We start from the raw sequence: 15,900 nt of genomic DNA on the forward strand, positions 1-15,900 counted from the left end.
GTTCGGGGCGTGCGGTACGCGCCCCGAACGTGCTCGGTACGCCCCGAACGAGAGGATCCGCTCCGACCGGGGGAGCGCCGGGTCAGGACCCCAGGCGGTCCACCAGCGTCAGCCCCCGGCGAGCCCACGCGATCTCGCCCTGGGCGCGCTCGACGAGGCCCTCGTAGGCGAAGCGCTTGTAGGCGATGGTGCGCTCGCGCTCGGTGTCGGGTGTCACCGCGAGCCGGCGGACCAGCATGGGGTTGGCGACGGCGTCGATGCGCTCGAGCTCGCCCTCCCACTGCGCCAGCTCGCCTTCCCACTGGGCGATGTGCCGCTCGAGGAAGGTGCGGGCGACCTCGGGGGTCGCCGTCTCGAGGTAGGCGGCCCGCAGGTGCGCCGGGTCGCGCACGCGCTGATAGTCCAGGGGAGCGGCCATCCAGTCGAGGAAGGCCTGGTTGCCGGCATCCGTCACGTGGTACATCCGCCGCGTGCCGCGCTCGCCGCGCGTCTGCTCCTCGCCCTCGATCAGGCCGAGCTCCTCCATCTTGCGCAGCTCGGGGTAGATCTGGGAGTCGGGCGCGTGCCACACGTGTCCGACGGACTGGTGGAATTGCTTCTGCAGGTCGTAGCCCGAGAGCGGGCCGACCCGCAGGATCGCCAGCAGTGCGTAGCGCAGGCTCATCAGGTGCTCTCCTTCCTCGCCCGAGGGTAGCGGGGCAGCGGGACCATCCCCGTCATCGAGCGGGCGAAGGGACGCGAAACGCGCCTGAGCCTTCGCGAAGGTCAGGCGCGTTTCGACTCGCTCGCTCGGCGACCGGAGGGCGCGCCCCGGTCAGGCCGGCTGGTACTGGGTGCGCCAGCCGCCGTGGTAGGTCTGACGGGCGACCGTCGAGTACGGCACGGGCGAGACGACCGCGCGCACCTCGAGCTGCCGGTGCGGCTCCACCGAGGCCTTGGTGGTGCCGCCGTTCGGCTCGCCCCACACGACCGTCACCTCGGCGCCCTCGGGCACGTCAGGGTTCACGGTCGCCAGCGACAGGGCGCGCTTCTCGTTCGCGCTGTACCCGGTGAACATCGAGAAGCCCACGACGTTGCCGTCGGCGTCCGTCACCGAGTCGTAGTTCGCCGACCCGTAGTTCGCCAGCGGCAGGTCGAAGAACTTGTAGCTCTCGTTCTCGGTGTCCAAGAGCGACGAGAAGATCTTCGTGACGTCCTCGGCGTCCCACGCGAGGGTGACCTTGCGGCGCTGCGTCGCGGGATCGATCTTCTCGAGGGCGTCGCGGCCGATGAAGTCGTGGTCGAACTTCACGAACGAGCCGTACCCGAGCTCCCACGGGGTCAGGTAGTAGTCCGAGATGTCGTCCGACACGAAGGACCCTGCCAGCGTGCCGGTCGCCTCGTAGCTGTCGACGCCGAGCCACTCGCGGTAGCCGCGTTCCTCCTCGCCGGAGTAGATCGCCGGCAGCGGCGACGGGATCCAGCCGGACTCGAGGGTGTTCGACGGGTACGCGCGGGAGCCGACCGGCACGAGCCCGAACTCCTGGCCGGCCTCGACGATGATGTCGCGCACGCGGTGGTGGTCCTCGTACGGGCCCCATATCTCGAGGCCGGGGGCGCCCGCCATGCCGTGACGGAGCGTGCGGACGTTGGCGCCGCCGATCTGCATCTCGGACATGCTGAAGAACTTCAGCTGCTCGAGCGGCCCGCCGTTGAGCTTCTCGATGACCTGCCACGCTGCCGGACCCTGGATCTGGAACCGGTAGTAGCGGCGGCTCACCGCATCGCCGTAGGGGCGCGAGGGCGAACGGCGGTCGACGGTGACGTCGAGGTTCGAGTAGCCGCCGGTCTCACCGTGGTACATCAGCCAGTTCGAGGCGGGCGCGCGGCCGACGTAGACATACTCGTCCTCCGCCTCGTGGAAGAGGATGCCGTCGCCGATGACGTGGCCCGACGCGGTCGTCGGCACGTACTGCTTGGCGCGGTTCACCGGGAAGGTCGCGACGGAGTTGATCGCCGTGTCGGAGATCAGCTTGATCGCGTCCGAGCCCTTCAAGAACACGTTGTCCATGTGGTGCGACTGGTCGTAGAGCACGGCGGTGTCGCGCCACGCCCTCTGCTCCTTGATCCAGTTCTGGAAGTCCGCGGGGACCACCGGGTAGATGTACGAGCCGATCTGCGAGTTGCGCAGCATCTCGACGGCGTTCTGCGCGTCGAGCAGCTCCTGCAGATTCTTCGCCATGATGAACCTCTCTGTTCTGGGTGTTGGGTCGGAGACGGATGCCGCGGCCCCGCGGCATCCGTCGTCGTTCAGGTGAAGACGATGGTGTGGTTGCCGTGACGGATGACGCGGTCTTCGGCGTGCCACTGCACGGCGCGGGAGAGCACCGCGCGTTCGACGTACGCTCCGCGAGCCTGCAGGTCGGCGGCCGTCATGGCGTGCGTGACCCGGGCGACGTCCTGCTCGATGATGGGTCCTTCGTCGAGGTCTTGGGTGACGTAGTGGCTCGTCGCGCCGATGAGCTTGACGCCCCGCTCCTTCGCTTTGCGGTACGGGGCCGCGCCGATGAAGGCGGGCAGGAAGGAGTGGTGGATGTTGATCACCGGCACCCCCACATCGTCGAGGAACGAGTCGGAGAGGATCTGCATGTAGCGCGCCAGCACGACGAAGTCGACGTTGCCCCTGAGCAGCTCGACGATCCTCGCCTCGGCGGCGGACTTGTCGGGACCCTGCGAGGGCACGTGGAAGAACGGGATGCCGAAGCTGCGGACGTCCTCGGCGGTGTTGGTGTGGTTGGAGATGACCATCGGGATGGTGACCGGCAGCTCGCCGCGGCGGTGCCGCCACAGCAGTTCGAGCAGGCAGTGGTCGCTCGTTGAGGCGAGAATCGCCATGCGCTTGGGGATGGACTGGTCGGTCATCCGCCACTGGAGGCCGAGCGGGTCGAGCGTCTCGTCGAGGTCGGCCTCGATCTCGGGGAGTGCCGCCTGCAGGTCGGGGCGGTGGAACACCACGCGCTGGAAGAACTCGCCGCCCTCCGGGTTGTCGGAGTACTGATCGAGGGTCACGATGTTGCCCTGGTTGCGGGCGACCAACGCCGTCACCGCGGCGACGATGCCCGACCGATCGGGCCCGTGCACGATGAGGCAGGCGTGATCCCGCCGCACCTCGAGGTGGGTCGTCATCGACGAGCCCCCGAGGACTGCGCCGCGACGAACTCCCGCGCCCACTGCGATGTGGCGAGAAGGCCGCCGAACGTGTAGAAGTGCAGCTTCACGTCGCCCGACTTCGGGTCGTCGGCCAGCAGCGTGGCGAGGTCCGACACGAAGCGGTCGGGTCCGGCGGTGCCCATGAGGTTCGTGAGCGAGAAGCCGTACTTCTTCACGATCATGGCGTTGGCGCCGATGCCGAAGCGGCGGGCGAAGCCCAGCAGTCGCTTGATGCCGGCGGGTCCGGGGGTGCCGATCCGGATCTGCGCGTCGATGCCGCGCTCGCGCACCTGGTCGATCCACGTCATGACGGGTTCGGTGTCGAAGGCGAACTGGGTCAGGACCACGGCATCCAGTCCCTCCTGTGCGAGTGCGAGCGCCTTCTCGTCGAGGTGGCGCCACAGCACGTCGTCCGGGATGTCGGGGTGCCCCTCGGGGTAGCCGGCGATCGAGACCTCTCGCACGCCGAACCTCTGCAGCACGCCCGAGCGGATGACGGTGAGGGAGTCGGGGTAGGGGCCTTCGGGCTCGGCGGGGTCGCCGCCGACCGCGAACACGTGCTCGGTCGCGCCGACCTCCTGCAGCCGGCCGAGGAACTCCTCGAGCTCGTCCTGCGATCGCAGCCGGCGCGCCGAGAGGTGGGGGACCGGGACGAAACCCAACTCCTTCACCGCCTTGGCCGCAGCCACCCGCATCTCGAGGTCCTCGTTGCCGAGGAATGTCACGTTGATCTTCGTCCCCTGCGGGATCATGTCCCGAGCCTCTTCGAGGCCGGCGATGTCCTTGCCGGTCATCTCGAGCGAGAAGCCGTCGACGAGAGCGGCGGCCTTCGGCGAGACGGGATTCTGGTGTGCCACTGATCGAGGTCCTTTCCTCGGCGCGGGCGCCTTCGCACCGCGGGGAGTGATGTCAGATTACCTATGGACATAGGTAATGGCAATAGTCAACTGGGTGACGATGCCCGGCAATCCTCCGGGACGGCGCCCGGCGGTGCTCGCCTCGGTTCCGTTGAACGGATGCTGGCGGCCGTTAGTTCAAGTGAAGCGTGACGGGCGTCACGAAACGGTTGACAATCACCCGCATCTGGCGGACGATGACTTATGTCCGGCACGCCGAGGTGAGGACTCCGGCTCTTCGTCGGACGAAACCCGGCCGCCGGCGGACCCGCACCGTCACGAGAGGCCCGTCAATGAAGAAGAGTCTTGTCACCCTCGGCGTTCTCGCCGTCGCCGCGCTCGCCCTGAGCGGCTGCACCGATTCCGGCGCCGATCCCGCGTCCACCGCCACGTCCACCGGTGACGCCGGGGACGCGGGCGAGCTGACGAAAGTCCGTGTGGCCGCGCTGCCCATCGCCGAGACCGGCGCCCTGTGGGCGGCGATCGACGAAGGCATTTTCGAGGAGCACGGTCTCGAGATCGAGGTCGTGCCCTCCCAGGGCGGCGCGAACGCCATTCCCGCGCTCCTCAGCGGCGACATCCAGTTCGCGATCGGCCAGCCGTTCGGGCCCATCCGCGCCGACCAGCAGGACCTCGGCGTCGTGATCGTCGGGAACTACGCCAACAGCCTCCCAGACGAGACCGACGTGAACGCGGTGGTCGCGCTCGGCGACTCGGGCATCATGCGGCCCGCCGACCTCGCCGGCAAGAAGGTGTCGGTGAACACCATCGGCGCCGCCGGCGACCTCACGATCCGCAAGGCCGTGCAGGACGACGGCGGGGACCCCTCGACGATCGAGTTCGTCGAGGTCGCGTTCCCCGACGTCCCGGCTCAGCTCGAGGCGGGCACCATGGACGCCGCGTGGGCACCCGACCCGTTCCGCGCGATGATCGTCGGGGACGGCGGGGTGTCGGTCGTGCAGCCGTACCAGGCGACGATCCCGGGGCTCTCGGTGCTCACGAACATCACGACGCAGACGCTCATGGACGAGGACCCCGACCTGGTGACGGCGTACTCCGAGGCGATGGCCGAGGCGCTGGACTGGGCGGCCGGCAACGAGGATGCCGTACGCGCCGCGATCGCGACCAACCTCGACATCCCGGAGGAGGCCGCGGCGGGCATCACGCTCCCCACCTTCACGTGGGACCTCGCCGGCGCCGGCATCGAGGACCTCGGCGCTCTCGCCGTCGAGTTCGCCTACATCGAAGCCGAGCCCGACTACGACCGCCTGCTCCAGCAGCAGTAACCGCATGAGTGAGGGGACGGATGCCTCGGCCCGAGGCATCCGTCACCTCCCGCGCCCTTTCGTCCCCTCGCCTCCACCAGATCGGACCCCCGATGGCCACCGTTGACGCTCCCCTGATCGTCGCCGCGCCGCCGCCCCCGCGCAGCGTCCGCCGGTCGCGCACGCTGCGCAAGTTCGCGCTCGGCGTCGCCGGCATCCTCGGATTCCTCCTGACCTGGCAGCTGCTGCCCACGCTGGGCATCGTCGACCCGCGCTACTTCCCGGCCGCGACCACGACGCTCGCGGAGCTCGGTCAGCAGATGCGCGACCTGGAGTTCTGGCGCAATGTCGGACGCACCATGACCGCTTGGGGCATCGGCCTGGTGATCGCCACCGTGCTGGCGGTCGTGCTCGGCACCGTCATCGGACTCGTTCCCTTCCTCCGCCGGGCGACCCACACGACGGTGGAGTTCCTGCGCCCGATCCCCTCGGTCGCGCTCATCCCGCTCGCGATCCTCCTGTTCGGCCTGCGCATCGAATCCGCGCTCGTCATCATCGTCTACGCCAGCTTCTGGCAGGTGTTCATCCAGGTTCTCTACGGCGTCGCCGACGTGGACACGGTCGCCCGCGACACGGCGCGCAGCTTCGGGCTGTCGCGAGGATCGCGCATCGTCAACCTGGTCTTCCCTACCGCGCTGCCGTACCTCATGACGGGCCTCCGCCTCGCGGCCGCGGTCGCGCTGATCCTCGCGATCACCGCCGAGATGTTCATCGGCAATCCCGGCCTCGGTCGCGAGATCGTCTTCGCGCAGTCGGCGGGCGATTGGCCGGCCGTGTACGCCCTCGTCATCGTCACGGGCGTGCTCGGGCTCATCATCAACCTCGTCTTCCGCGCGATCGAGCGGCGCTCGCTCGCGTGGCACCAGTCGGTGCGAGGGGAGGAAGTGCTGTGACCCTCTATACGAGCACCGTCGTGACGCCGCGCCGAGCATCGCGCGTGTGGGTCAAGATCGGCGAGAACACGCTCTACGCCATCGGCCTGCCCTTCATCCTGCTGATCATCTGGGGCATCTGGGCGACCCTTGCGCCGGCGAAATTCTTCCCCGCGCCGCTGGAGATCCTCGACGCCTTCATCGACACCTGGGTCGGCCCCGCGTTCGTGACCGATGTGCTGCCGAGCCTCGGCCGCCTGGCCATCGGCATCATCATCTCGATCGTCGTCGGCATCGTCGGCGGCACGGTAATCGGTCTCAACCGATGGCTCCGCGAACTGCTCGAGCCCATGCTGGAGTTCTTCCGCGCGGTTCCGCCGCCGGTGCTCCTGCCCATCGTGGTGGTGCTGATGGGCCCCACCGACGCGATGAAGATCGTCGTGATCGTCGTGGGCTCGGTGTGGCCGATCCTGCTGAACACGATCGAGGGGGTGCGCGCCACCGATTCGGTGATGACGGAGACGGCGCGGTCGTTCGCGCTGACCTCGGGGGAGCGGCTGCGCTACCTGGTGCTCCCTGCCGCCAGCCCGCGCATCATGGCGGGCGTTCGGCAGTCCCTTTCCATCGCCTTGATCCTCATGGTGATCTCGGAGCTGGCGTACTCGTCCTCTGGCCTGGGCTATCAGATCGTCTTCTTCCAGCGGAACTACCTCATCGCCGAAATGTGGAGCGGCATCCTGCTGCTGGGACTCATCGGCATTCTTCTCGCAGCGATCTTCGGCTTCGTCGAGCGACGAGTGCTGCGCTGGTACCACGGAATCAAGGAGGTGGAGCGTGCCTGAATCGCTTCGAACTGCACAGACGCTTCTCAACGTCGAGAACCTGCGCAAGGTGTACGAATCATCGACCGGGAACGTCGAGGCGATCGGCGACATCGGATTCCGGATGAATTCCGGCGAGCTGGTGTGCATCGTCGGCCCCTCGGGGTGCGGCAAGACGACGCTGCTGAAGTGCATCGCCGGTCTGCTCAAGCCGACGTCGGGAATGGTCGAGCTCGACGGCAAGCGCGTCACCGGCCCGCCGCCGAAGATGGCGCTCGTGTTCCAGGAGTACGGCCGCAGCCTGTACCCGTGGCTGACCGTGCGCGGCAACGTCGAGCTGCCGCTCAAGCACAAGAAGCTCTCGCGTGCCGACCGCGACAGGCTGATCGACGACGCCCTGACGGCGGTCGGACTCGACCATGCGGCGGGAAGCTACCCGTGGCAGCTCTCGGGAGGAATGCAGCAGCGCGTCGCTATCGCCCGCGCGGTCGCGTACCAGCCGGAGGTGCTCATCATGGACGAGCCGTTCGCCGCCGTCGACGCGCAGACGCGTGCCGACCTCGAAGACCTCGTGCGGACTCTGCACCGCGAGCGCGGCATGTCGATCCTGTTCGTGACGCACGACATCGACGAGTCGGTCTACCTCGGCGAGCGCGTCATCGTGCTGTCGAAGTCTCCGACGTGGGTGCAGGAGGACCTCGCGATCGACCTCGCCCCCGAGCGCGATCAGATCACGACGCGGGCGCTGCCCCGCTTCGCCGAGCTGCGTACACACGTCTACGAGCAGATCCAGCGCGCCAAGCGCGGTGAGGCCGTCCGTCCGGGGGCCGCGTGAGCGTCGTCACCCCCGCCGACGCGTCGGTCCTCACGCGCAAACCGCGTCAACTGCTGCTGGCGTTCTTCGGCGAGTTCGTGTGCGACCGCTACTTCGAGCCGCTGCGCGCAAGCGTTCTGATCGGCGCTCTCGAAGTCGCCGGCGTCGCGGCGTCGGCGGTGCGGGTGAATCTCGACCGCATGGTGTCCAGCGGCATGCTGGAGCGCCGCCGCCTGGGTCGCGAGATCGGGTTCGAGCTCACCGCGCACGGCAGCGAGGTGCTGCGGGAGGCGGCTGTCCGCGTCAACGGCCCTGACCCCTTCGAACCGCAGGGCGACGGCTGGACTCTGGTGACCTTCAGCGTGCCGGAGCACCAGCGCGACCTGCGTCACCGTCTGCGGGCGGCCCTCACGTGGGCGGGCTTCGCCGTGCTGCGCGACGGACTGTGGATCGCGCCCGGAGCCGTGGATCTCGCCGCGGCGCTCGGCGCGATCATCCCCGACCTGCCGCCGGGTTCCGTGAACGCCTTCTCGGCGTCGGAGCTCGACGGGTTCCCCATGGCCGAGACCGTGCGCGTCGCCTGGGACATCGAGGGCATCCGGGCCGCCCACGCCGAGTTCATCGAGCACTGGGAGCGGGAGGACGCGGCATCCGAGCTCCCGGCCGTCACGGCCCGCACGCTGCTCGTCGCCGACTGGCTCGCCCTGCTGCGCGCCGACCCGCGCCTGCCCCGGCAGTACATGGGCGAGGACTGGCCCGCCGACCGCTCGTTCGAGCTCTTCACACGGCGGCATCGGGAGTTCGCGTTCCCTGCGGTGCGCGACTTCGCCGGACTCGTCGACTGAATCCCGTGGACGCTTCGCGGCTCAGGTGACGCGGGAGGCGACGTCGGCGGGATCCACGTCCTCACCGCGCACCAGCGCCTCGAGCACGGCCGCGTTATCCGCTCTCCCGGAAGCGGGCGCGGAGGTCGGCCTTGCGGACCTTCCCGGAGGCCGTGCGGGGCAGGTCCTCGACGACGACGACGTTCTTGGGCAGCTTGTAGCGTGCGAGCAGGCCGTCGAGGTGGGCGCGAACGAACTCCGTGTCGACCTCGGCGCCCTCACGGAGCGTGACGACGGCCCAGGGGACCTCGCCCCAGCGCTCGTCGGGCACGCCGACCACCGCGACGCCCGAGATGCCCTCGATGTCGGCGATGAGATTCTCGACCTCGGCCGGGTAGATGTTCTCGCCGCCCGAGATGATCATGTCCTTGAGACGGTCGGCGATGTAGAGGTAGCCGTCGGCGTCGAGGTAGCCGAGGTCGCCGGAGCGGAACCAGCCGTCGTCAGTGAACGTCGCCGCGGTGGCCTCGGGCTGATCGTGGTAGCCGAGGAAGACGTTGGGTCCGGCCACCTCGATCTCGCCGACGGTGCCGCGCGGCACCACCTCGCCGTGCTCGTCGGTGATCCGCACCTCGGTGAAGAAGTGCGGCAGCCCGACGCTGCCCTGCTTCTCGCGGGTCATCGCGGGTGAGAGCGACGTCGCACCGGGGGAGGTCTCGGTCATTCCGTAGCCCTGTGAGAACGACAGTCCGCGCTCCTCGTAGGCGTTGAGGATCCGCGTCGGCACGGCCGATCCGCCGCATGTGAGCTTCTCCAGGGTCGAGAGATCGGTCGTCGCCCAGGCGGGATGGTCTGCCATCATCTGGTACGTCGTGGGAACGCCGCTCAGCATCGTGATCCTGCGCTCCTGGATGAGCGAGAGCGCGCGGCCCGGCTCGAAGCCCTTCTCGAGCACGAGGGTCGCTCCCTTGAGGAGCACCGGCAGCGCGCCCATGCCGAGTGAGGCGACGTGGAAGAGCGGCGAGATCATCAGCGACACGTCGGTCGAGACCACGTCGTAGTCGACGATGCAGTTGAGGGCGACCCATGTGAGGTTGCCGTGGCTGAGCACCGCCCCCTTCGGCTTGCCGGTCGTTCCGGACGTGTAGATGATGGCGGCCGGGTCGTCGAGCGTGACATCGGCGACGGTGTGCCCACCGGGTGCGTCCGCGACGAGCCGCGCCAGCCCGGGATGCTCGGGAAGGCCCTCGCCCGTTGCGATGACGTGGGCGATGCGGCCGGCCTCCACGCCCGGCATCGCGCGCGGGAGGAACTCGGCATCGAGCACCACGGCGCGCGCGCCGGAGTCGACGAGCACGTGCTGCATCTCGGGCGCCGCGAGCCGGGTGTTCACCGGCACGAACACCGCTCCCAGCTGTGCGGCCCCGAACATCACCTGCAGGAACTGCGGGCTGTTCTCGCCGATGTAGGCGACGGCGTCGCCGTGGCGGATGCCGCGGTGCCACAGCACGGCGGCCACCCGGTCGGCGGCGTCCGCCAGCTCGCGGTACGTGAGCTCGCCGTCGCCGAAGACGACGGCCGTCTTGCCGGGGTCCTTCAGGCGCCGTTTGGCGAGCCAGAACCCGATTCCCCTGTGCATCGTTGCGGAGTCCTCTCCCTCGAGGAGGTGGTGTGTGCTCGGACCCGGTGGGTCAGGCGTAGAACCGGTACAGGCCGCGCGCGACCACGGCCGGCTTGCCGCCGCCCTCGATCTCGATGGTCTGGTCGACGGCGAACTGGTAGCCGCCGGCGATCTCGGTGACCTCGGCGATCACCGCGCCGCCGCGCACCCGGGCGCCGACCTTTACCGGCGACACGAAGCGCACCTTGTCGAGGCCGTAGTTGACCCGCGTGGTCACTCCCGTGACGTCGAACAGCTCCGACCAGAACTTCACGGTCAGCGACAGAGACAGGAAGCCATGCGCGATCGCACCGCCGAACGGCCCCTCGGCCGCCCGCGCGGGGTCGACGTGGATCCACTGGTGGTCGTCGGTGGCGTCGGCGAAGAGGTTCACGCGCTCCTGTGTGACCTCGAGCCACTCGGTCCAGCCGAGGTCGGTGCCGGCGAGGCCTGCGACGTCGGCGTAGTCGACGGTGGTGGTCATGGGTTCTCCTTCGATGGGTCGGCGCTTCGACGGGGCTCAGCGACCAGCGGTCAAGTGAACGCGGACGCGCCCGTCAGGGCGCGGCCGACGATGAGGGCGTTGATCTCGTGCGTGCCCTCGTACGAGTACACGGCTTCGGCGTCGGTGAAGAACCGGGCGACGTCGTGCTCGAGCAGGATGCCGTTGCCGCCGAGCACCTCGCGGCCGAGCGCGACGGTCTCGCGCGCGAGGCGTGCGGTCTGCAGCTTGGCCAGGGCGGAGTTCTCGTCGGCGTACTCGCCCTGGTCCTGCCGGGCGGACAGCTGCACCACGAGCGCGAGGGAGGCGACGGTGTTGCCGAGCATGCGCGCGAGCTTCTCCTGCACGAGCTGGAAGCCGCCGATGGGTCGCTCGAACTGGTGCCGCTCCCGCACGTAGCGCACGGCGGCGTCCAGCGCGCCGGCCTGCAGGCCGGCGGCGATCCAGGCCACATCGGACCGCATCGCCCGCAGGATCCGCGCCACGTCGCGCCAGCCGTTCACGTTCCGGAGGCGCTGCGCCTCGGTCACCCGCACGCCCTCGAGCGTGATCACCGCGTTCTGCATGGGACGAAGCGCGACCTTGCCGCCGATCGCCTCGAGTCGCACGCCGGTCGCGTCGGTGGGCACGAGGAACGCCTTGACCGCGTGGTCGTCCACGTCGCGGGCGAAGACGACGAGCACATCGGATGCCGCAGCCCCGCCGATCCACTTCTTGCGGCCGTCGATCACCCACGCGTCGCCCTCGCGGCGCGCGGTGGTGGCGAGACCTCCGGCGATGTCGGACCCGTGCTCGGGCTCGGTGAGCGCGAACACGCCCTTCAGCTCGAAGCTGCGCACGCGCGGGTCGAGCTCTGCCGCCTGCTCGGGCGACCCGCCGAGGGCGATCGCGGTGCGGAACAGCCCGGACTGCGCGTTGTAGAGCGTCGCCACCGACACGTCGGTGCGCGCCAGCACGTAGTTGCGGAACCCGGAGTACACGCTCGACGCCGCCTCCGCGGCATCCACCCCCGCCGGCTGCATGAGGTCGAGCGGGATGAGCGCCTCGAGGACCTCGGCCGGCATGGTCGCTGTCTCCCACGCCTCGGCGAGGAGGGGGCGGATGCTGCGCTCCAGCGTCTGCTGAAGACGCCCGAGCGCCGCTCGCGCGGCGGGGCTCAGATGCGCCTCCGCGATCGCGTACGGGTCGAACCCGAACGTCGCATCCGCCTCGAGGGTGGGCATGTCAGCCGCCCAGTCCCAGCAGGCGCACCGCGTTGTCCTTCAGGATGCCGGGCATCGCCTCGGGCTTGAACGAGCCGACGGTCTCGGCATCGCGCATCCAGCGGTCGGGGGTGAGCAGCGGGAAGTCCGAGCCGAAGAGCACGCGGCGCGTGAGGTAGGAGTTCGCGGCGCGCACGAGAGATTCGGGGAAGTACTTCGGGCTCCAGCCCGAAAGGTCGATCCACGTGTTGTGCTTGTGGGTGGCGACCGAGAGCGCCTCGTCCTGCCAGGGCACCGACGGGTGGGCCATGATGATCTGCAGCTCGGGGAATCGGGCCGCGACGGGGTCGAGCAGCATGGGGTTCGACAGGCCCAGCAGCAGGCCGCGCCCGCCCGGCAGACCCGCGCCGATGCCGGTCTGCCCGGTGTGGAAGAGGGCGACGACGCCGGCGTCCTGCAGGGTCTCGTAGAGCGGTGCGTACGCCGGGTCGGAGGGGTCGAACCCCTGCACGGTCGGGTGGAACTTGAAGCCGCGCACGCCGTGGTCCTCGATGAGGCGGCGTGCGTCATCGACAGCGGTCGCCTTGAGCGGGTCGACCGAGCCGAAGGGGATGAGCACGTCGTTGTTTCGTGCAGCGCCCTCGGCGATCTCGGCGCTCGAGAGCGGCGAGTGCCCGAAGTTCGTCTCGGCGTCGACCGTGAAGACCACGGCCGCCATCCGCCGCTCGCGGTAGTACGCGGCGACCGCGTCGAGGTCGGGGTGGGGTGCGTCGGTGGTGAAGTACTTCGCCGCAGCGTCGCGGAGGTCGTCGGGAAGCGACGAGTGTCCGTGGCGGTCGACCTCGATGTGCACGTGCACGTCGATCGCGGTGATCGCGTCGAGGTCGATCGCGGGTTCGTAGCGGGTCACGGGCGCTGCAGCTCTTCGGGGAGCGGCGGGAACTTCTCGCCGACGGACTGCAGGGGTCCCGCCGCCTCGGCGAAGCCGGACGCGAGGTCGTCGTACGACCAGCCGCCATCGCTGTAGGCGGTCGCGACGGCTTCGGGGTGCGACCACAGCTGCAGCCTGTCGCCGCCGATGCCGATGGCCTGACCGGTGACGGCGGCCGCAGCATCCGACGCGAGATACGCGATGAGCCCCGCGACGTCGTCCGATGTGCCGAACCCGAGGTCGTGGCGGAAGAACGCGGGCATCGGCTCGCCGGCGGCGTCGGCCTCGACGGCGGCGGCGAAATAGGGCACGGTGGCGGTCATGGCGGTCGCGGCGACCGGGATGACCGCGTTGGCGGTGATGCCGGCGCGCTTGAGCTCGAGCGCCCAGGTGCGCACCATGCCGACGATGCCGGCCTTCGCGGCGGCGTAGTTCGTCTGGCCGAAGTTGCCGCGCTGACCGGTGGGGGAGCCGATGCAGATGATGCGGCCGGGCACCTCGTTCTCGCGCATCCAGGTCGCCGCCTCGCGCACGCAGGTGAAGGTGCCGCGCAGGTGCACGTTGATGACGGTGTCGAAGTCGTCGTCGCTCATCTTCCACAGCACCGTGTCGCGCAGCACGCCGGCGTTGGTGACGAGGATGTCGAGCCGTCCGAACGTATCGACCGCGGTGCGCACCAGCTGCCGCGCGGTCTCGGTGGGGCCGACCGGTGCGACCATTGCGACCGCGCGGCCGCCTTCGGCCTCGATCGTGGCGACGGCGTCGGCGGCGGTGGGCTCGTCGACGTCGTTGATCACGACGGCGGCGCCCTGGCGGGCGAGCTCCTGGGCGTAGGCGAGGCCGAGGCCGCGGCCCGAGCCGGTGACGATGGCGACCTTGCCGTCGAGCGGTGCGTCGTGAGGCATGGGTGAGACTCCTTCGTTCCGAGGCCGGCGGCTCGCCGCAACCGTGCCCGAGCACCATTGAAGTCCGGATCGTTGAAAAAGTCAATCATTCAGATCGTCATGGAATTGAGCTAGCATCGTGGCCATGCCGAAAGCCGCAGACGTCGCCGCCTCGCGAGGCCTCCGCGCGTCGGCGCTCACGGACGACCTGAGCTTTCTGCTGGCGCGCGCCAACGCCATCGCGCTGGCCGCGGGCAACGCGGCGCTGTCCGAGCACGGGCTCAAGGCGCGGTCGTACTCGGTGCTGGTGCTGACCTCGGGCGATGCCCGGCCCTCGCAGCGCGAGCTCGCCGAGTTCCTCCGGCTCGACCCGAGCCAGGTGGTGAGCCTCGTCGACGACCTGCAGGCCCGCAGGCTCGTTGAGCGTCAGCCCGATCCGGCCGACCGGCGCGCGAACGTCGTCGTGGCGACAGAAGCCGGACGGGCACTGGTCGTGGCCGCCGGCGAGGCCGCGCGCGCCGCGGAGGAGCGCGTCCACGGCGACCTGTCGGAGTCCGAGCGGGCGACCCTGGCCACCCTGCTGCGAACGCTCGCCTTCCCGTCCGACTGACGCCGCGGCGCGGCATCCGTCCCCGTCGTCATCGACGTTCGAGGACGTAGCGGTCGCGGCCGGCGAACACGCCGACCAGTGTCAGGGCCACGAGGACGGCGAGCACCAGGGCGAGCGACGCCGCCCAGCCGCCGGTGAGGCTGTGCAGACCGCCGAAGGCGATCGGTCCCAGCGCCGCGATGACGTAGCCGACCGACTGCGACATTCCCGACAACGCCGCGGACGTGTCATGGTCGCGAGCGCGCTGGGCCATGAGTGTGAGCGACATGGCGAGGGTCGCCCCGCCGGTGAGCCCGATGAGCGACCCCCATGCCAGGACGCCATCGGGCGCGATCATGAGGCCCACGACGCCGACGATCGCGAGCGAGGGGATGAGCGCAGGCGCCCACCGTTCGAGCCCGCCTCGCAGCGCGAGCGGCAGCAGCAGGCAGCCGGCGAGCGAGAACAGCTGGTACACCATGACGTCGATGCCGGCGACGACCTCCGAGCGCCCGATCGACATCGACAGCGGGGCGAGCCAGGTCACGAACATGTAGAACATCGATGCCTGCAGCCCCATGTAGGCGGCGACCAGCCACGCGATCGGGTCGCGCCAGATGCCGGTGCGTCCGCGCGGCGCCTTCGACCGGTCGTGCGCACGGGCGACCCCGCGGTGCGCCCACCACCAGGCGACGATCGCGAACGGCAGGAGCGCGGCGCCGGTGACGAGCAGCGCGAAGCGCCAGCCGGCCGGATCGCCGCCGAGCTCGATGTGCGAGATCGGCACGACCACGCCCGATGAGACCGCGCCGAGACCGGCGAGCAGCGCCGTGTACGCCGCTGTCACGGCGGGCACGTGGCCGGAGAACTCACGCTTGACCACGGCGGGCATGAGCACGTTGATGATGGCGATCCCGATGCCGATGACCGCCGTGCCGATCCAGAGGCTCGCCACCGGGCCCGGGATCGAGCGCACGAGCGTGCCGACCAGCAGCACCAGCAGCGACCACAGCAGCACTCGCGGCTGCCCGAACCGGCGGCTGAGGTCGTGCGCGAGCGGCGAGAAGAGCGCCCATGCGACGAGCGGCACCGCCGCGAGCAGACCCAGCGCCGAGACCGACATGCCGGTGTCGGCGCCGATCTGGTCGAGGAGGGGCCCGAGTCCCGTGATCGCCGGCCGCATGTTCATCGCGACCAGGCACACGGCCGCGAGCAGCATCAGGGCCGACGCCGTGCGCGACGGCTCGGCTCGCGCGGTCCGCGACGATGAGGCCATAGGCATCGGACTATAGCCGAGGCCCAGGCCGCGGCATCCGCCCACTCCCGTTGAGCGGCAATGCCCGGTCGTCGGGGTTCGGGGCGCGGCGTGTGCGTTCGGGGCGCGCGGCGTG

The 15,900-nt window shown here is 69.8% G+C and carries 16 protein-coding genes; 6 read left to right on the plus strand and 10 right to left on the minus strand.

Translation table 11 applies throughout. The features are described 5' to 3' along the window. Window positions 1-82: 82 nt before the first annotated feature. From MRBLWH7_RS15095 to MRBLWH7_RS15110, 4 genes are all read right to left on the minus strand, one after another. Window positions 83-664 carry a PadR family transcriptional regulator gene (locus MRBLWH7_RS15095; RefSeq protein ID WP_341995893.1) on the minus strand — a complete coding sequence of 194 codons (582 nt, stop codon included), beginning with the start codon at window positions 662-664 and terminating at the stop codon, window positions 83-85. A gap of 150 nt (window positions 665-814) precedes the next feature. Beyond that, window positions 815-2,221 (minus strand): aminomethyl transferase family protein, encoded by a 1,407-nt coding sequence (locus MRBLWH7_RS15100; RefSeq protein ID WP_341995894.1) that lies wholly within the window; start codon window positions 2,219-2,221, stop codon window positions 815-817. A gap of 68 nt (window positions 2,222-2,289) precedes the next feature. Beyond that, complete coding sequence (purU, locus tag MRBLWH7_RS15105; RefSeq protein WP_341995896.1) at window positions 2,290-3,165, minus strand: formyltetrahydrofolate deformylase; 876 nt, start codon at window positions 3,163-3,165, stop codon at window positions 2,290-2,292. Then, complete coding sequence (locus MRBLWH7_RS15110; RefSeq protein WP_342002082.1) at window positions 3,162-3,983, minus strand: methylenetetrahydrofolate reductase; 822 nt, start codon at window positions 3,981-3,983, stop codon at window positions 3,162-3,164. The genes purU and MRBLWH7_RS15110 overlap by 4 nt, the downstream gene beginning before the upstream one ends. Before the next feature lie 395 nt (window positions 3,984-4,378). Here MRBLWH7_RS15110 and MRBLWH7_RS15115 point away from each other — a divergent pair, with 395 nt between their 5' ends. The 5 genes from MRBLWH7_RS15115 (at window position 4,379) to MRBLWH7_RS15135 (ending at window position 8,762) form a co-directional block, all read left to right on the plus strand. After that, complete coding sequence (locus MRBLWH7_RS15115; protein ID WP_341995898.1) at window positions 4,379-5,371, plus strand: ABC transporter substrate-binding protein; 993 nt, start codon at window positions 4,379-4,381, stop codon at window positions 5,369-5,371. A gap of 92 nt (window positions 5,372-5,463) precedes the next feature. Next, the gene (locus MRBLWH7_RS15120; protein WP_341995900.1) at window positions 5,464-6,303 is read left to right on the plus strand and encodes an ABC transporter permease; all 840 of its coding nucleotides are present in this window, start codon (window positions 5,464-5,466) and stop codon (window positions 6,301-6,303) included. Beyond that, complete coding sequence (locus MRBLWH7_RS15125) at window positions 6,300-7,124, plus strand: ABC transporter permease (RefSeq protein ID WP_341995903.1); 825 nt, start codon at window positions 6,300-6,302, stop codon at window positions 7,122-7,124. The genes MRBLWH7_RS15120 and MRBLWH7_RS15125 overlap by 4 nt, the downstream gene beginning before the upstream one ends. Next, window positions 7,117-7,938, plus strand: a complete 822-nt coding sequence (locus MRBLWH7_RS15130; protein ID WP_341995904.1) for an ABC transporter ATP-binding protein — start codon at window positions 7,117-7,119, stop codon at window positions 7,936-7,938. Before MRBLWH7_RS15125 ends, MRBLWH7_RS15130 begins: the two co-directional genes overlap by 8 nt. Next, window positions 7,935-8,762, plus strand: a complete 828-nt coding sequence (locus MRBLWH7_RS15135) for a PaaX family transcriptional regulator C-terminal domain-containing protein (protein ID WP_341995905.1) — start codon at window positions 7,935-7,937, stop codon at window positions 8,760-8,762. The genes MRBLWH7_RS15130 and MRBLWH7_RS15135 overlap by 4 nt, the downstream gene beginning before the upstream one ends. 94 nt (window positions 8,763-8,856) lie before the next feature. Here MRBLWH7_RS15135 and menE read toward each other — a convergent pair whose 3' ends face one another. Genes menE through MRBLWH7_RS15160 form a run of 5 tightly spaced genes read right to left on the minus strand, consistent with a single transcriptional unit; the run spans window position 8,857 to window position 13,941 of the window. Continuing rightward, on the minus strand, window positions 8,857-10,380 hold the full coding sequence (gene menE, locus MRBLWH7_RS15140; RefSeq protein ID WP_341995907.1) for an o-succinylbenzoate--CoA ligase: 1,524 nt from the start codon (window positions 10,378-10,380) through the stop codon (window positions 8,857-8,859). 52 nt (window positions 10,381-10,432) lie between these two features. Next, a complete protein-coding gene (locus MRBLWH7_RS15145) occupies window positions 10,433-10,885 on the minus strand; it encodes a MaoC family dehydratase (RefSeq protein ID WP_341995909.1) in 453 nt (150 codons plus the stop codon). Between the two features lie 50 nt (window positions 10,886-10,935). After that, window positions 10,936-12,126, minus strand: a complete 1,191-nt coding sequence (locus MRBLWH7_RS15150) for an acyl-CoA dehydrogenase family protein (protein WP_341995911.1) — start codon at window positions 12,124-12,126, stop codon at window positions 10,936-10,938. Between the two features lies 1 nt (window position 12,127). Further along, on the minus strand, window positions 12,128-13,015 hold the full coding sequence (locus MRBLWH7_RS15155; protein WP_341995913.1) for an amidohydrolase family protein: 888 nt from the start codon (window positions 13,013-13,015) through the stop codon (window positions 12,128-12,130). Beyond that, window positions 13,012-13,941, minus strand: coding sequence for an SDR family oxidoreductase (locus tag MRBLWH7_RS15160; protein WP_341995915.1), 930 nt, complete (start codon window positions 13,939-13,941; stop codon window positions 13,012-13,014). Before MRBLWH7_RS15160 ends, MRBLWH7_RS15155 begins: the two co-directional genes overlap by 4 nt. A 124-nt stretch (window positions 13,942-14,065) precedes the next feature. On the opposite strand from MRBLWH7_RS15160, the gene MRBLWH7_RS15165 reads away from it, so the two are divergent. Further along, on the plus strand, window positions 14,066-14,530 hold the full coding sequence (locus tag MRBLWH7_RS15165; RefSeq protein WP_341995917.1) for a MarR family winged helix-turn-helix transcriptional regulator: 465 nt from the start codon (window positions 14,066-14,068) through the stop codon (window positions 14,528-14,530). A 28-nt stretch (window positions 14,531-14,558) separates the two neighbouring features. On the opposite strand, the gene MRBLWH7_RS15170 is transcribed toward MRBLWH7_RS15165, so the two are convergent. Beyond that, complete coding sequence (locus MRBLWH7_RS15170; protein ID WP_341995919.1) at window positions 14,559-15,785, minus strand: MFS transporter; 1,227 nt, start codon at window positions 15,783-15,785, stop codon at window positions 14,559-14,561. Between the last annotated feature and the right edge of the window lie 115 nt (window positions 15,786-15,900).

The organism is Microbacterium sp. LWH7-1.2, from assembly GCF_038397755.1.
Classification (GTDB): domain Bacteria; phylum Actinomycetota; class Actinomycetes; order Actinomycetales; family Microbacteriaceae; genus Microbacterium.

Coding starts and splice junctions, on each gene's coding strand:
- MRBLWH7_RS15170 (WP_341995919.1), bottom strand. CDS start 15,785: ATGGCCTCATCGTCGCGGACCGCGCGAGCCGAGCCGTCGCGCACGGCG.
- MRBLWH7_RS15145 (WP_341995909.1), bottom strand. CDS start 10,885: ATGACCACCACCGTCGACTACGCCGACGTCGCAGGCCTCGCCGGCACC.
- MRBLWH7_RS15150 (WP_341995911.1), bottom strand. CDS start 12,126: ATGCCCACCCTCGAGGCGGATGCGACGTTCGGGTTCGACCCGTACGCG.
- MRBLWH7_RS15100 (WP_341995894.1), bottom strand. CDS start 2,221: ATGGCGAAGAATCTGCAGGAGCTGCTCGACGCGCAGAACGCCGTCGAG.
- MRBLWH7_RS15160 (WP_341995915.1), bottom strand. CDS start 13,941: ATGCCTCACGACGCACCGCTCGACGGCAAGGTCGCCATCGTCACCGGC.
- MRBLWH7_RS15115 (WP_341995898.1), top strand. CDS start 4,379: ATGAAGAAGAGTCTTGTCACCCTCGGCGTTCTCGCCGTCGCCGCGCTC.
- MRBLWH7_RS15120 (WP_341995900.1), top strand. CDS start 5,464: ATGGCCACCGTTGACGCTCCCCTGATCGTCGCCGCGCCGCCGCCCCCG.
- MRBLWH7_RS15110 (WP_342002082.1), bottom strand. CDS start 3,983: ATGACCGGCAAGGACATCGCCGGCCTCGAAGAGGCTCGGGACATGATC.
- MRBLWH7_RS15095 (WP_341995893.1), bottom strand. CDS start 664: ATGAGCCTGCGCTACGCACTGCTGGCGATCCTGCGGGTCGGCCCGCTC.
- purU (WP_341995896.1), bottom strand. CDS start 3,165: ATGACGACCCACCTCGAGGTGCGGCGGGATCACGCCTGCCTCATCGTG.
- menE (WP_341995907.1), bottom strand. CDS start 10,380: ATGCACAGGGGAATCGGGTTCTGGCTCGCCAAACGGCGCCTGAAGGAC.
- MRBLWH7_RS15165 (WP_341995917.1), top strand. CDS start 14,066: ATGCCGAAAGCCGCAGACGTCGCCGCCTCGCGAGGCCTCCGCGCGTCG.